The organism is Muricomes intestini, assembly GCF_004346165.1.
Lineage (GTDB): Bacteria > Bacillota > Clostridia > Lachnospirales > Lachnospiraceae > Muricomes > Muricomes intestini.
This window is the reverse complement of the sequence record NZ_SLZZ01000011.1, coordinates 61,180-74,757: the sequence shown is the minus strand read 5'-3', so window position 1 is coordinate 74,757 and position 13,578 is coordinate 61,180. Positions and strand designations below refer to the sequence as shown.

At 45.6% G+C, this 13,578-nt stretch carries 12 protein-coding genes; 1 reads left to right on the top strand and 11 read right to left on the bottom strand.

The window, feature by feature from the left end; translation table 11 throughout:
- Window positions 1-5 precede the first annotated feature (5 nt).
- The 5 genes from EDD59_RS09335 to yedF are packed head-to-tail and all read right to left on the bottom strand — an operon-like array spanning window position 6 to window position 6,003.
- Window positions 6-926 (bottom strand): selenium metabolism-associated LysR family transcriptional regulator, encoded by a 921-nt coding sequence (locus tag EDD59_RS09335; RefSeq protein WP_132381244.1) that lies wholly within the window; start codon window positions 924-926, stop codon window positions 6-8.
- The gene (selB, locus tag EDD59_RS09330) at window positions 923-2,839 is read right to left on the bottom strand and encodes a selenocysteine-specific translation elongation factor (RefSeq protein ID WP_132381242.1); all 1,917 of its coding nucleotides are present in this window, start codon (window positions 2,837-2,839) and stop codon (window positions 923-925) included. The genes EDD59_RS09335 and selB overlap by 4 nt, the downstream gene beginning before the upstream one ends.
- Entirely contained in the window at window positions 2,802-4,256 is a 1,455-nt protein-coding gene (gene selA, locus EDD59_RS09325) for an L-seryl-tRNA(Sec) selenium transferase (RefSeq protein ID WP_132381240.1), read from the bottom strand. Before selA ends, selB begins: the two co-directional genes overlap by 38 nt.
- A gap of 42 nt (window positions 4,257-4,298) precedes the next feature.
- A complete protein-coding gene (gene selD / locus EDD59_RS09320; RefSeq protein ID WP_132381238.1) occupies window positions 4,299-5,348 on the bottom strand; it encodes a selenide, water dikinase SelD in 1,050 nt (349 codons plus the stop codon).
- 37 nt (window positions 5,349-5,385) lie between these two features.
- Window positions 5,386-6,003 carry a sulfurtransferase-like selenium metabolism protein YedF gene (yedF, locus tag EDD59_RS09315; RefSeq protein WP_132381236.1) on the bottom strand — a complete coding sequence of 206 codons (618 nt, stop codon included), beginning with the start codon at window positions 6,001-6,003 and terminating at the stop codon, window positions 5,386-5,388.
- Window positions 6,004-6,460: 457 nt separating this feature from the next.
- Between yedF and EDD59_RS09310 the strand changes: the two genes are divergently transcribed.
- Window positions 6,461-7,321: a class I SAM-dependent methyltransferase gene (locus tag EDD59_RS09310; protein ID WP_132381234.1), complete on the top strand. Its 861-nt coding sequence runs from the start codon at window positions 6,461-6,463 to the stop codon at window positions 7,319-7,321.
- Between the two features lie 72 nt (window positions 7,322-7,393).
- Here the strand turns inward: EDD59_RS09310 and EDD59_RS09305 are convergent, their stop codons facing one another.
- The 6 genes from EDD59_RS09305 to EDD59_RS09280 form a co-directional block, all read right to left on the bottom strand.
- Window positions 7,394-8,122: an NAD-dependent protein deacylase gene (locus tag EDD59_RS09305; protein WP_132381350.1), complete on the bottom strand. Its 729-nt coding sequence runs from the start codon at window positions 8,120-8,122 to the stop codon at window positions 7,394-7,396.
- Window positions 8,123-8,221: 99 nt separating this feature from the next.
- Window positions 8,222-8,806, bottom strand: coding sequence for an HD domain-containing protein (locus EDD59_RS09300; protein WP_132381232.1), 585 nt, complete (start codon window positions 8,804-8,806; stop codon window positions 8,222-8,224).
- Window positions 8,807-8,889: 83 nt separating this feature from the next.
- Window positions 8,890-9,336, bottom strand: coding sequence for a MarR family winged helix-turn-helix transcriptional regulator (locus tag EDD59_RS09295; RefSeq protein ID WP_132381230.1), 447 nt, complete (start codon window positions 9,334-9,336; stop codon window positions 8,890-8,892).
- Window positions 9,337-9,392: 56 nt separating this feature from the next.
- Entirely contained in the window at window positions 9,393-10,451 is a 1,059-nt protein-coding gene (locus EDD59_RS09290) for an NAD(P)H-dependent flavin oxidoreductase (RefSeq protein ID WP_132381228.1), read from the bottom strand.
- Window positions 10,452-10,472: 21 nt separating this feature from the next.
- A complete protein-coding gene (locus tag EDD59_RS09285; RefSeq protein WP_132381226.1) occupies window positions 10,473-12,170 on the bottom strand; it encodes an acetyl-CoA carboxylase carboxyltransferase subunit alpha in 1,698 nt (565 codons plus the stop codon).
- A gap of 61 nt (window positions 12,171-12,231) precedes the next feature.
- Window positions 12,232-13,566, bottom strand: coding sequence for an acetyl-CoA carboxylase biotin carboxylase subunit (locus EDD59_RS09280; protein WP_132381224.1), 1,335 nt, complete (start codon window positions 13,564-13,566; stop codon window positions 12,232-12,234).
- Between the last annotated feature and the right edge of the window lie 12 nt (window positions 13,567-13,578).

Here is a 13,578-nt window from a genome sequence, read left to right as displayed (position 1 = left end):
CAAACTCACTCTCCTTTGACAATCCGCAGAAATTTTTCAGTGAGGGCAGACATCTGGAAGTTTTTATTATAAACTATGTTAATGTTCCTGCTCCCTTTATTGCCGCCTCCGAGAGAAAATCCCAATATCTTCCCTTCCCGCAGTTCCTCTTCTGCTGCCAGACGGGATAAAACAGAAATTCCGATTCCTCTGCTGACAGAACGCTTTATTGTTTCTGAGTTTTCCATGCTTGCCACAATATTCAGTTTATCAATATTGATTCCCATACTTTTTAGAAGTCTTTCTGCCTCTTTGCGGGTACCGGAACCCTCCTCTCTTAAAATAACAGCTTCATTCTGTATCCACATCTTGCTTTCATTACTTTCTCCGGGCTGATTGTTTTCTGCCTCTTTCAGCTTTCTGAATTTCTCAGAGTTAGGGGTAATCACAACCAATTCATCCTCATAAAAAGGTATATACTCACAGTATTTTTTTTCAAACACCGTTCCGGTAAACCCTATATCCACGTTATAATTCACAACCTGTTCCACAACCTTGGCGCTGTCTGTTTCCATTAACTTGAATTGCTCCTGTGGGTATTTTCTGCTGAACCTCTCCAGTATCTGCGGAACCAGATACTGGGCCGGGACACTGGATGCTGCAATGCGGATGCAGTGGCTTCCTTCTTTCCGGGTTTTATCGAAAGCCATCTCTATCTGCTTTTCCAGAGAAATCATTTGTTTTGCATAGCCGTACAGCACTTTTCCGTCTTCCGACAGATGAACTTCCTTCGTATTCCTTACAAACAGACGTACATTCAGTTCCTGCTCCAGAGAAGAAATATGTGCACTTACAGTAGGCTGGGTCAAAAAGAGGCTTTTGGCCGCCCGGGAAAAGCTTCCCTCGTCCGCTATTGATACAAACGCTTCTAATTGTTTCAGATTCATAGGTTCGATATCCTTTCACTCTCCGCACCGGTTTTCCTGGTCACTTTGATGCTGTCCATATATTCTAAAATCGGTTTTGCGCTTTTTCTGCTTGTGCCAAACATATCACGTATCTCTGCAATAGTAATTTTTCCGTCTGCCTTCAGCTTGCTTACAATCTTTTCTTTTGCAGCCTCCATGTATGCAGTTAAGGTGTACATTTCCTCCGCTACCTTTACGATTTCCCCATCGCCCGCCATAAGCAGAAGAATGTCCTCCACTGTCTGGGGCGGCACATTGCCAAAATTAATATCCGTAACTTTTTGGAAATCATATCGGGCAGATTCTAAGACACTGAAAAGCTTTTTTCTTACCTTCCCGTAAGTCTCATCCTTGTTCACCTTATATCCTATAGGCGCCAGGTATTCTCCACAACGTGTTAATAGTTCATGCTCTGTCAGGAACTCTATATACCTGTCAAACACATTTGGCTTTACCTTCCTCATAAATGTGCTGTGCACTTCCGCTTTTGGCATTCCATAACGGTACGGATATTTCTTCACGAAATTTTCCAGGGCTTTCAAGATTTGTTCTCTGTACTCCTGTTCATCTCTGCTGTGCCATACATAAATATCCTTTTTCATGGGAAATACGCATACAAGGCCCTGGCTTTCCAGTTCCCTCACCGCAGTTGCCGCTTCTTCCACAGAGAGAGCGGTGAGTCTGGCAAGTTCAGACACTGTCGCCATCGTGTCGCGGTAATCCCTCACATGCAGTTCAATTACATCTGTGGCACTGCCGGACTCTTTTTGTTTCAAACTCTCAAGTATTTCCGGTGAGAACCGTTTTTTCTTTGCTGCGTTGGGCTCCAGAATCACGCCGCCGCCAACAGTTTCCATAGGAGAATAGAAACGCACAATGAACCGGTCTCCACGCCGAAATGCCACGTCTTCTTCCATGCGAAGCTGCACATACCCACTCTCGCCCGGTCCAAGTGTTTCATCCCCTAATAAAACAGCGCGACACAATACCTCACTGGTACCGCTGAAAAAATGCAGACGTATGTTGTTGGAGAGCATCCGCATGCTGGAATTGAGAACTTCAAGCTTCACGTCCATAAGCCGGGAATCCTTCATGCTCCCCGTAGGAGCCAGTACACACCCTCTTTTAAGTTCTTTTTTCTTTAGATTGGAAATATTAATTGCCACACGCTGCCCTGCATAACACGTATCCACCGGACAGCTGTGCACCTGAATACTCCGTATTTTACACTCCTGTCCGCCTGGGAACATCTCCAGAGTATCTTCTTTTCGAATGACTCCGCTTATCAGAGTCCCTGTCACAATGGTACCAAAACCAGACAGGGAGAATACTCTGTCTACAGGCAGCCTGGGAATCGTATGCACATCCTTTTCTTCTACTTCTTCCTCACTCACGTGTTCAATTCTATCAATCAATTCCGGAATACCCTGGCCTGTCACAGCGGAAACTTTTACTACAGGAGCATTTTCGAGAAATGTTCCGCTTAATTCCTCCTGAATTTCCTCTTCCACCATCTCCAGCCACTCGTCATCCACAAGATCACATTTATTCAGGACAAGAATGCTCTTTTTTACACCCAGCATTTCCAGAATATCTATATGCTCTCTTGTCTGCGGCATAATGCCTTCATCGGCCGCAACTACAAGCAGCACCAAATCCATCCCCACTACACCTGCAACCATATTGTTGATAAATTTCTCATGGCCGGGAACATCAATAATCCCAGCCCGGGTTCCATTTTTCAAATCAAAATACGTAAAGCCCAGGTCAATGGTGATTCCTCTGCGCTGCTCCTCCTCCCATCTGTCCGTATTCCGTCCGGTCAGCGCTTTTATCAGGGTAGTTTTCCCATGATCAATATGGCCCGCTGTCCCGATAATAATGTGCTTCATATCCGTTTCCTTCCTTTTCCAGAACATTCAGCTCCTTCAGAACTTTTGCAAAGTAGGTCATATACCTTGTTTCAAAAGTCCTCATATCCAGCAGGATTCTGTCGTTTACAGTCCGTCCTATCACAGGCACCGGAAAATGCCTGAGTCTCTCTTCCAACTCAGGTGTACTAATCTCCAGAGGATGGATCGTCACCCCCGTACTTGGAATGCGCTCCAGAGGCAAAGATCCTCCGCCAATCTGAGATTCACATTCTTCAATACCAATTTCCGCCTTCAGTCCGGCCCGCTTTAACATTCTGTGGAACTTTTTTGCCTTTTGCTTTATTTCTTCCGGTGTCCTTGTAATCATATTTAAAACCGGTATATTTTGTATTGCTTTCTCTTCCGACAAATATTCTCTGAGAACAGCCTCCAGGGCCGACGCCGTAAATTTGTCAATGCGCAGAGCTCTCGTAAGAGGGTTTTTCTTCATCAGATCAATATAAATCTTCTTCCCAACAATAATCCCGGCCTGGGGGCCGCCCAGCAGCTTATCACCACTGAAGCACACCACGTCTGCTCCGTTTTTCACAGAATCCTGTACTGTAGGTTCATAGGTCAGGCCGTACTTGCTCAAATCCACCAGTACGCCGCTCCCCAAGTCTTCAATGACCGGTATGCCATGCTGCCGCCCGAGAGGTACCAGCTCCGCTACCGGGACAGACTCCGTGAACCCGACAATACGGTAATTGCTTGTATGCACCTTCAGCAGTGCTTTCGACGCCTCCGTGATTGCCTTCTCATAATCTGATAAATGGGTCTTATTGGTTGCTCCCACTTCCACCAGAGACGCACCGCTTTGCTCCATCACATCGGGGATCCGGAATTTTCCCCCCACCTCCACCAGCTCTCCACGGGACACAACAGCCTCTCCGCCCTTTGCCAGGGAGCTTAAAATCAGCAAGACGGCCGCAGCATTATTGTTGACAGCCATAGCTGCCTCCGCCCCGGTAATCCTGCAGAGCAGTTTTTCAAAATGAGAATACCGCTCTCCCCGTTTTCCCGCCTCCAGGTCATACTCCAGATTAGAGTACCCGCCTGCTATATAAATGACCCGTTGCAGGTGTTCACTGCCCAGAGGGGCACGCCCCAGGTTCGTATGCAGAATCGTCCCTGTGCCGTTTAAGACACGTGTCATATTCGGCCTGTTCATGGCCAAAACGGTTAATTCTATTCTCTCTAGAAGTCCGTCAATTCTGCTTTGGCCCTCCTCTTCATTTTCACAAGTGCCAATATAAGCCCGGAGCTTGTCCTGCTCTATTCGGACAGCCTCCAGCACACTATCATAGCCGTACTCTTCTACCAGTTTTTTAATACATTCTTCTTCCATCAGAATGTCCACCTTTGGAATTCTGCGGAATAACAGATTTTTATCCATTCCCCACTCCCTATGACATATTTTCTGACCGTCAGCCTCACATTATGGGCATAGGCAGATAAATTTTTCTTTCTTTTCTGTAACTCTCCCGATAACCGAAACTTCCGTATCAAGTTTTTTTTCTTTTAAATCTGCTAAAGCTTCCGATAAATATTTTTCCGGCAGGCTAAACAAGAGTCCGCCGGAAGTCTGCGGATCATATAACAAGTCTAAATAATATTCATCCACATTTCCTGCATCTACCAGCTCTATACTGTGCTCTCTATTTTTGTACGTGCCAGCCGGCACCAGGCCCATTTTTGCATAATCTGCTGCTTCCTTCATATATGCAACGTCATGGACATAGATTTCCATTGTCACATCACTTGCGGAAGCCATCTCCATACAATGACCCAGAAGCCCGAAACCGGTAATGTCCGTACATGCATTGACAGGGTAAGACTCCAGCGCCTCTTTGGCCTTTTTATTCAGGGAAGCCATAACTATGGCGGACTCCCTCTCGGCCAATGCAGAAGCCATCTCGGCTTTTACCGCCGTATTGATGATGCCGCTCCCGATCTGTTTCGTTAATATGAGCACATCCCCCGGTCTGCATCCGTAATTTTTGAATATTTTATCCGGATGCACAAAACCAGATACGCTTAGCCCATATTTCGGTTCATCATCCTGAACAGAGTGTCCTCCCACCAGAACTGCACCGGCTTCCTTTACTTTATCCGCTCCGCCTTTTAGTATTTCACCCAAAATCTCCGGGTCCAGGCAGTTTGGAAAGCCGACAATATTTAAGGCAACCTTCGGCTCCCCGCCCATCGCATAGACATCACTCAGGGCATTTGCCGCCGCAATCTGGCCAAACGTATAAGGATCATCTACGACCGGAGTGAAAAAGTCCACGGTCTGAATCATTGCGATGTCCTCCGTAACCTTGTAGATTGCCGCGTCATCTGATGTTTCAATTCCAACCATGAGATTCTCATCCTGGAATTTAGGCAGCTTACCCAGAACCTGGGCAAGGGTCTCAGGACCTATTTTAGCCGCTCATCCGGCTGTTTTTGCCATCTGAGTCAGACGTATTTCCTTGCCTGTTTTCATGCTATATCCACCTTTCTTTCCAGTCTGCTTCACCCTGCTATGGACGAATAATTTTTCCTGCATTATTCATTGTTTCTACAATACTGTACATATTGGTTACTGAGCCCACCCGAAGCTTTTCTTTCAGTCCGTAATAATCCAGGCATGTCCCACAGGTCATAATCTCTACCCCCTGGGCTTCCAGTCCCTTCAAATCCTCCAGAGAATCTGAACCTTCAGAAGTCAGGCGTGCACCGCCATTATAAAAAAGTATTGCCTTAGGGAGCTCATCAAGCTGTGTTACCGCAAAAATAAAGCCCTTTATCAGTACCTTCCCCAGCTCATCGTTACCGCTTCCCATTCTGTCAGAGGAAATAACAACTATCGTATCTTTTCTCCTGTCCGGCATACAATCCACGTCCTCCTCTTTCTCTTGTGCTTTAAGCTCAGACATAACCTGGCTCATCTTGATAACTATCTTAAACTCCTTTTCGCCAAGCTTCTCAGAAGTCACATCACCGCCGGAACTTTTTGCCATCTTTGTCACATTCTGTACCGCAATCTCATTATCTACAAGCACCTCCAAAGTATCCGGCTCTGTCATCGCCTGCATTGCCTTTTTCGTCTTCACTACCGGAATTGGGCAGGCATCTCCCATAGCATTTACTGTAATCATATCTGTTTCTCCTTTCACTTTAAAACGGGGTCTGACCCTTTTGAGGCCCGTTTTCTGAATTGTTTTACAATTTGATTCGCCATTTCTGTTATTTGCTGCACATTTATTCCCGCGAGCAACAAGCCAAGGGGAAATGCTTGCATTTCCATTTGGCGACTGCTGCGGGGTCTTTGACTATGGCGAGATCGCCTTATAGATGTATTCTATCACTGATTTATGATTCAGTAAAGTCGAATTTGTAATAGTTCAGTTATGCGGATTTTCGGCAGCGTAGGCAGGCGGAAGTTTGCTTTCGTATACATATGCTGCTGAGAATTGATATGGCCAAACTGTTATCCAAATTGTGTCGATGCTCTAACTCTCGGTTGAAAAAAAAAGGTATTTATGAGATGATATGTGTAGTTTTCTGCTGATTTTTATTTTTATGCAGGCGGAACTCAAAGAAAGGATAACATATATGTGGATTGCAGATGAATGGAAAGATTATGAGGTCATAGATTGTTCAAGAGGTGAGAAGCTGGAACGCTGGGGGGATTTTTTTCTGGTGCGCCCCGATCCCCAGGTTATCTGGGATACCCCGCGGACAAATAAGAGCTGGAATCAGCCAAATGGACATTACCACCGCAGCAAAAAGGGCGGAGGAGAATGGGAATTTTTTAATCTGCCCCAACAGTGGCAAATTCATTATAAGAATCTCACATTTAACCTGAAACCATTCAGCTTTAAGCATACCGGTCTTTTTCCTGAACAGGCTGTGAATTGGGATTGGTTTTCCAGGAAAATCAAGGGAGCCGGACATCCTGTGAAAGTATTGAATCTGTTTGCTTATACAGGCGGTGCCACGCTTGCCGCTGCTGCTGCCGGTGCCCAAGTTACCCATGTAGATGCATCCAAGGGTATGGTCACTTGGGCAAAGGAGAATGCGTCTTCATCTGGGTTGGGAGACACCCCTGTCCGCTGGCTGGTGGACGATTGTGTGAAGTTCGTTGAAAGAGAACACCGCCGCGGCAATACTTATGATGCAATCATAATGGATCCCCCTTCCTACGGAAGAGGGCCCAAAGGCGAAATATGGAAAATTGAAGATATGATCCATCCTTTAATCAAGCTTTGTACCCAGATCCTGTCAAAGGATGCTATCTTCTTCCTCATCAACTCATATACCACAGGCCTGGCACCTGCAGTCCTGACCTACATGCTCTCTACAGAGCTAAAGGCATGGGGCGGAACCGTGGATTCACAGGAAATCGGACTTCCTGTGAGCAGTAACAAACTGGTACTCCCCTGCGGAGCATCCGGCCGCTGGGAAAAATGTTAAAAGGGGTCTGACCCTTTTGGATGCCGAATTCTCAATTGTTTGAAACAATTGAGAAAACGGAGCGCAAAAGGGTCAGACCCCTTTTATTCTTCCCAACACTTCTCCGATAGGGCCTGGAATATTTAATTCTGCCCAGACAGTTCTGGCTGTTTCGGACTTGTTAATCACTACTAAATGCTTTCCATGAAAGTAGTCGATAAAGCCTGCTGCCGGATAGACAACCAGCGATGTGCCGCCGATTATCAGGGTGTCTGCATTGGCAATCGCCTGTACAGCTCCCTCTATGGTTTCCGGATCCAGACCTTCTTCGTACAGAACGATATCTGGTTTAATAACGCCGCCGCATTTACAGTAGGGAACTCCGGGCGCATCTTTTACGTATTGCGCGCTATAAAATTTATGGCATTTCATGCAATAATTTCGATGAATGCTCCCGTGAAGCTCATACACTTTTTCGCTCCCGGCAGCCTGGTGAAGACCATCAATATTTTGGGTGATGACAGCTTTCAGCTTGCCGGCTTTTTCAAGTTCTGCCAATTTTAAATGGGCAGAATTCGGCTTTGCATCCAGTACCATCATTTTTTCTTTGTAGAAGTCGTAAAAGGCTTCAGGATGCTGCATAAAAAAGCTGTGGCTCACTACCTGTTCAGGGGAATATTTATATGCTTGATGATAAATGCCTTCTGCGCTCCTGAAATCAGGAATGTTGCTCTCCGTCGATACTCCCGCTCCTCCAAAAAACACGATATTTTTACTTTCATCAATAATTTCCTGCAGCTGCTCTATCTCTTTTTCATACATTCCGATGCCCCCATCTCTCATACCGATAAACCGTTTTGTTTCATTTACTGTCTCAGTACACTAGTGTGCTGTCTGATTAACTTTCAGTAAAATAGCGTACTAGCAGTCCTGCACATTTCCTTTTTGGATGTGTTTGTCCACAATGTCTTTCATGCACTTCCAGATATCTTCCGAAGTCTCCTCTATTTTTTCATTCCTCTTATAGATTTGCGACTTCTTCACCCCATGTTCTGCCCAGCTTATGCCATCTGCTGCATCGTTGAGCAGCAAAGGCTGAAAATTATCCAGCAGATGAGCATACTTTGCCTCTGTACTTTTATATTCCTCAAACTCTTCCCACAAATCGCGGAAAAGTTTTTCCTGGTCTTTTGGGAGGATACCAAAAATCCGTTCGGCTGCCTGAACTTCTCTCTCCCTTTTCGTCTCTGCTCCGGCAGAATCGTAGGCATATGTATCCCCTGCATCAATTTCAACCAGATCGTGGATCAGCACCATGATTATTACTTTCGTCAAATCCACCCCTGGTACGTACTCTTTCAGAAGAACCGCCATCAATGCAATATGCCAGGAATGCTCTGCATCATTTTCTTTCCGCTGCCCATCCGCCAGATAAGTCTGCCTGTAAATATTCTTTACCTTGTCAATCTCTCTGATAAATTCAAGCTGCTGCTCTAGTCTTGTCATCTCTTTACCCTTCTCCTTCAACCTCTGTTATAAACCGTATTGTACTCCACTTTTTTCCAAACGTCAAAGTGCCCGTTAAAGATTTACTTTTTGGTCTCGTAGCCGCGGAAAAACTCTGACAAGCTGTTCAATGTTTTCAGAAGCACCGGTATTTCATCTGCATCCAGGCTTTTGACTACAGCGTCTGTCATCTGCATGTGATAGTCCTTATGATGAAAAAATGCTTTCCTCCCCTTCTCTGTAAGCCGGACATAGACTACACGTCGGTCAGACTCGCTTCTTTCACGCACTAAATATTTTTTGTTCACAAGGCTGTTGACAGACGTAGTAAGAGACCCGGCAGTAATGCCGAGTTTCCTGGCTACCATAGACATCGTACTATCGCTTCCAAGTCCGACAGCTTCTATGATGTGCATGTCATTGTTGCTGATATCCTTAAATTCCTCAGTGATAATAGCTTTTTCTTCCAGCTCCCAGATTTCATTAAATAAATGAACGAGGATGTCGTTAATCGTCTCATATGCATTCACGGATGCGGTGCTCCTTTTTCTGATTCCTCTTCTACTGTCAAGACATGGTCAAAACACTATTTGTTATCAAACAGAGAATCTACTACTTCCTTTACCGTCTCTATACGCTTAGCCTTATATGCATCGGCTCCGCAGAACAATAGTGCCTGGTCCACCTTGCCCTTCGCGGCATTTATCAGACTGTCCGTAATACAATAGGGGATATCATTCGGACTACACTTCGCAAGACAGCCATGACATGGTGTATGGGGTATCTTTTCTCCTAGCATAACACGTTTTATAAACGGATTCAAGATTGCGCGTCCCGGCATGCCCACGGGGCTTTTTACAATTACGATGTCTTCTTTTTCTGCCTTCAAATATGCACCTTTATATTCTGCGGGGGCATCACATTCTTTCGTCGTAACAAACCGCGTTGCCACCTGCACTCCGTCCGCCCCCAGCCCAGCGGCATGTTTCACATCGTCACTGTCATAAATTCCCCCTGCAAGAATAACCGGAATCTTTTTCTGATACTTTGTTTCGTATCCCCGGATAATTTTTATAATCTTTCTAACCTCTTCATCGTACACTTCCGGCGAGTAGTACTGCAGTTCATCTTTCTTAAAACCTAAGTGCCCTCCGGCCTTTGGCCCTTCAATGACAACCAGGTCAGCCGTTCTCTGGTATTTTCTGTCCCAATATTTTAAGATAACCTTTGCCGATTTCTCAGTAGATACGATGGGTGCAATCTGCGTGCTGCTCCCTTCTGTCAGTCTGGGAAGTTCTGTTGGCAGCCCCGCCCCCGAAATAATAACGTCAGCACCGGCTTTCACAGCTGCGGCAACATGATTCTTAAATTCTTTAAGAGCTGTCATGATATTGTACCCGATAATTCCTTCAGGAGAGATTTTCCGAGCTTTATCCATTTCTTTTTGAATGGCCCTTTCGTTTGCTTTGACAGGATTCTTTTCAAAATCCGGTTCCCTGAATCCAATCTGGGCAGTGGAGATAATTCCGACACCACCTTCTGCCGCTACAGAGCCTGCCAGATTTCCAAGACTAATTCCGACCCCCATCCCTCCCTGAATCAGAGGAACCCTGGTTATTTTTTCTCCTACTTTAAATGGATTCATATTAAAAAATTCTCCTTACCTCTATATTCTCCGAAACCTCTGATAGCGTTTTTCTACAAGCTCATCTATAGAAAAGCTTGTATACACTTTTAGAAAATCACTTAAAAAAATTTCCAGCTGACCGCAGACTTTATCAAGATTTTCCCGCGTATAGTTCTCCGGCTCCGCAATTACCTTTTCTATTACTTCCAATTTCAGTAAATCGCCGGCTGTCAGGCGCATTACTTCAGCTGCCTCGCCTGCCCTTTTGCTGTCCTTCCACAGGATACTTGCAAATCCTTCCGGAGAGAGTACAGAGTACACAGAGTTTTCCAGCATCCATACCTCATCGGCAACTGCCATGGCCAAGGCACCGCCGCTGCCGCCTTCTCCGATTACTACAGAAATCACCGGCACCCTTAAACCTGACATTTCAAATATATTTCTTGCAATGGCCTCACCCTGCCCTCTTTGTTCAGCCTCTAGACCGCAGAATGCACCCGGTGTATCTACAAGACATATAACAGGGCGTCCAAACTTCTCCGCCTGCTTCATCAGACGAAGGGCCTTCCTATATCCTTCAGGGGACGGCATGCCGAAATTTCGCTCTATATTTTCTTTAGTGGTTCTGCCCTTTGCCTGTGCAATGACAGTTACCGGACGACCGTGGAAATATGCCGTGCCCCCTATAATCGCTTTATCATCTTTAAAATAGCGGTCTCCATGGAATTCCATAAATTCCTCAAATAATCTTTCAATATAATCATCTGCCACAGGACGGTCTTTTCTCCGGGAAACTAAGACCCGGTCCCAAGCGCTCATAGAAGAAGCTTCCTTTGCCATTTCTTTAGAAACTTCTGCAAAATTGACCTTCACATTCTCCGGAGCTGTATCCTTACTGTGCAGCCTCAGTATCTGTGATAGAGTCTCTTTCATATTCTCGCGTTCTACAATTTTATCAATAAAACCATGTTCCAGTAAAAACTCGGAGCGCTGAAATCCTTTGGGCAGCTTTTCACCGATTGTCTGTTCTATGACCCGTGGTCCTGCAAATCCAATGAGAGCATTCGGCTCTGCCAGAATAATATCACCCAGCATTGCAAAGCTTGCAGTAACCCCGCCTGTTGTAGGATCCGTCAGAACGGAGATGTAAAGAAGTCCTGCATCACTATGGCGTTTCAATGCGGCGGAAGTCTTCGCCATCTGCATCAAGGATACAATTCCTTCCTGCATTCTTGCTCCCCCCGAGCAGGCGAACAATATAACGGGAAGCTGTTCCTTAGTTGCGCGCTCTACGGCAAGAGTGATTTTTTCACCCACGACCTCTCCCATGCTTGCCATCATGAAGCGGCCGTCACACACACCGATTACAGTATCCAGGCCGTTAACTTTAATCTTTCCTGTGACGATGGCCTCCTCCAACCCCGTTTTCTTTTGCAATGCCTGTATTTTTTCTTCATATCCTTTAAAATTTAAAGGATTTGCCGTGGTAAGTCCTTTGTCCCATTCCTCAAAGGAGCCCTCATCCTCCAGCATCTCAATCCGCCGGCAGGCTTGGATACGAAAATAACCGCGGCATTTCGGGCAGATGTAAAAACCATTTTTCACATCCTCCGTCATAATAGGCGAGCCACATTTATTACATTTGCTGAGAAGTCCATCTGGAACTTCCGGTTTAGAATCTCTTAGAGAGATGTAATTCTTTTTTCTTGTCTTCTTAAACATATTCTGTAACTTCATACGACAGCTCCTCACCTCCCAAAGGGGTCAGACCCTTTTGAGCCCCGTTTTCAGACTATTCTTACAATTTTTCTATAAATTCTATGTCTATATCTCCCGATTCAAAGTCAGGGTGATGTAGTATCTCATACTGGTAATCTACATTTGTCTCTATGCCTTCTATGATAATCTCCCCAAGTGCACTCTGCATTTTCTGAATTGCTTCCTCACGATTTCCCGCGTGTACGATCAATTTGGCAAGCATAGAATCGTAATAAGGTGTTACTGTATATCCACTGTAAATAGCAGAATCGATGCGCACTCCCTTTCCGCCGGGAAGATACATATCCGTAATAGTTCCGGGGGACGGACGGAAGTTTTTTTTCGGATTCTCAGCATTGATACGGCACTCTATGGCGTGGCCGGTTATTTTAATATCGTCCTGGGTATAATTTAACACTTCTCCATCCGCTATGCGGATTTGCTCTTTAATCAAATCAATCCCCGTCACCCACTCTGTCACCGGATGCTCCACTTGAATCCTCGTATTCATCTCCATAAAGTAAAATTCACCGTTTTTTTCCAGAAGAAATTCTATGGTCCCGGCACTCGAATAGTTGGCAGCTTTTGCTGCTTTTACGGCAGCCTCTCCCATTTTTCTCCGCATTTCGGGAGAGAGTGCTATAGATGGGGATTCCTCTATCATTTTCTGGTGGTTTCTCTGAATAGAGCAGTCCCGCTCTCCAAGGTGTACCACATTGCCGTGTTTGTCCGCAAGAATCTGGAATTCTATGTGTCTTGGATGCCGAACAAAATGTTCAATATACATTGTGCCGTCTCCGAAGGCCATCTGTGCTTCTTTTTGAGCTGTATTGAAGCTGCTTTCAAATTCTCCGGAGGTTTCAGCTACACGCATTCCTTTTCCCCCGCCTCCAAGAGCTGCCTTTACAATGACAGGATATCCAATTATTTCAGCTGCTGCAGCACCTTTTTTTGCATCGAAAATGGGCTCCTGGCTGCCTGGAATAACAGGTACACCTGCAGCCACCATAGTATTCCTGGCTTCCTGTTTGTTCCCCATTTTACGGATTACACTGGAATCGGGGCCGATAAATGTAATATTGCACTGCTCACATAATTCTGCAAATCTGCTGTTCTCCGACAAAAATCCAAATCCCGGATGAATGGCATCCGCACCGGATACCAGTGTAGCGCTTATAATATGCTCCATGTTCAGATAGCTCTCTGATGAGGATGCCGGGCCAATACAGATTGCCTCATCCGCAAGTTGTGTATGCAAGGCCTCCCGGTCTGCCTCTGAATAAACGGCGACCGTCTCTATACCCATTTCTCTGCAGGCACGGATAATACGCACAGCGATTTCCCCCCGGTTTGCAATCAATACTTTTTCAATCATACCCTGTACATC

Coding starts and splice junctions, on each gene's coding strand:
- EDD59_RS09335 (WP_132381244.1), bottom strand. CDS start 926: ATGAATCTGAAACAATTAGAAGCGTTTGTATCAATAGCGGACGAGGGA.
- EDD59_RS09290 (WP_132381228.1), bottom strand. CDS start 10,451: ATGAATCCATTTAAAGTAGGAGAAAAAATAACCAGGGTTCCTCTGATT.
- selB (WP_132381242.1), bottom strand. CDS start 2,839: ATGAAGCACATTATTATCGGGACAGCGGGCCATATTGATCATGGGAAA.
- EDD59_RS09280 (WP_132381224.1), bottom strand. CDS start 13,566: ATGATTGAAAAAGTATTGATTGCAAACCGGGGGGAAATCGCTGTGCGT.
- yedF (WP_132381236.1), bottom strand. CDS start 6,003: ATGATTACAGTAAATGCTATGGGAGATGCCTGCCCAATTCCGGTAGTG.
- EDD59_RS09310 (WP_132381234.1), top strand. CDS start 6,461: ATGTGGATTGCAGATGAATGGAAAGATTATGAGGTCATAGATTGTTCA.
- selA (WP_132381240.1), bottom strand. CDS start 4,256: ATGGATAAAAATCTGTTATTCCGCAGAATTCCAAAGGTGGACATTCTG.
- EDD59_RS09285 (WP_132381226.1), bottom strand. CDS start 12,170: ATGAAGTTACAGAATATGTTTAAGAAGACAAGAAAAAAGAATTACATC.
- EDD59_RS09305 (WP_132381350.1), bottom strand. CDS start 8,122: ATGTATGAAAAAGAGATAGAGCAGCTGCAGGAAATTATTGATGAAAGT.
- EDD59_RS09300 (WP_132381232.1), bottom strand. CDS start 8,806: ATGACAAGACTAGAGCAGCAGCTTGAATTTATCAGAGAGATTGACAAG.